Source organism: Dawidia soli (assembly GCF_018598185.1).
Taxonomy (GTDB): Bacteria; Bacteroidota; Bacteroidia; order Cytophagales; family Cyclobacteriaceae; genus Ohtaekwangia; species Ohtaekwangia soli.
Genome location: NZ_JAHESC010000107.1, coordinates 1 through 1,393 on the forward strand (window position 1 = coordinate 1; position 1,393 = coordinate 1,393).

Sequence of the window (1,393 nt, forward strand, 5' to 3'; positions counted from 1 at the left end):
TGACAGTGCCCAGCAAAGTGTGTAAGCGTCTAACGAACTGCGTAAAGGGACTATATTTTGCATCTCTCTCCGAAGATGTTGATAAATTGATTTACAACTAAGTTCCAGTTCCGGATTGGCATCGTCCACTTGCGTGTGATCTCCCGTAAGGCCAGGAAGACCGATTTGATAACCGAAGCGTCGTCTGGGAAGGACATTTTGATCTTTGTATACTTCCTGATCTTACCGTTCAGGTTTTCGATGATGTTGGTGGTGTAGATCAGCGTTCGGATCTCCAGCGGGAAGTCAAAGAAGTGAGACAGCTCGTTCCAGTTGGCCTTCCAGGACCTGATAGCGTGCGGATACTTCTTGCCCCAGGTTTGTTCTAAGACCTCAAGCGCGGCCCAGGCTAGGTCGCGGTTGGCAGCCGTGTAAACCGGCTTTAAGTCGGCAGCGAACTGCTTTTTATCTTTCCAGACCACAAAGCGAGCGGCATTCCGGATTTGATGGACCACGCAGATTTGCGTGATAGACTGAGGGAACACACTGACAATGGCTTCTGTAAAGCCTTTCAGGTTGTCGGTGCTGGTGATGAGGATATCCTCGACGCCACGGGCGCGCAGATCGGTCAATACGCTCATCCAGAAGGATGCGCTTTCGCTCTCACCAAGCCACATGCCCAGTACTTCTTTAAAGCCCTCCGAGTTGAGCCCTACTGCCAGGTAGATCGTCTTGTTGATCACCTTACCGTTGTGACGGACCTTGAAGACTATCCCGTCCATCCAGACCACATAGTAAACCGACGACAGCGGTCGGCTTTGCCACTCGGTGATGTGAGACTGCACCTTAGCTGTGATATTGGAGATGGTAGCATCAGAGATCGTATAACCGTAGATGTCTCGGATCTGAAGCTCGATATCCCGTACACTCATACCACGTGCGTAGAGCGAGATAACGATCTCTTCGATGCCTTCTACAGTGCGGCTGCGCTTGGGTATAAGGACTGGCTCGAAGGTGCTGTTACGGTCGCGGGGAACTGACAGCTCGACTTCTCCCATGGTGGTCTTCACCTTTTTACTGGTCTTGCCATTACGGGAGTTACCACTGTTGACGCCCTCCGGTGAGTGTTTAGAGTAGCCTAAATGGCCATCCAGCTCGCCCTCAATCATCTGCTCCATGGCTCTGGCATACAAGTCCTCCATGAAGGAATTAAGCTCTCCAGAGTCCTTAAACTGCTTCAAAAACTCAGGCGTCAGAACCTGGTTGACAACAGGATGTGATTCTTTCTTCTTTTTCATTGTACTGTGTTAAAGGTAGTGATTTTTAAAACCATCGATTGACCTGGTTCTGTAGGCTTCCTACCCACGACCACCAGAGGTCAATCGTACCTTTACACAGTTAGTTAGACGCTACC

The 1,393-nt window shown here is 50.1% G+C and carries 1 protein-coding gene; it reads right to left on the bottom strand.

The window, feature by feature from the left end:
• Positions 1–50: 50 nt before the first annotated feature.
• Positions 51–1,277, bottom strand: a complete 1,227-nt coding sequence (locus KK078_RS30275) for an IS256 family transposase (protein ID WP_254094782.1) — start codon at positions 1,275–1,277, stop codon at positions 51–53.
• Positions 1,278–1,393: the final 116 nt, after the last annotated feature.

Bases quoted from the DNA above. Each gene is read 5' to 3' on its own strand.
- KK078_RS30275 (WP_254094782.1), bottom strand. From the start codon at position 1,277: ATGAAAAAGAAGAAAGAATCACATCCTGTTGTCAACCAGGTTCTGACG.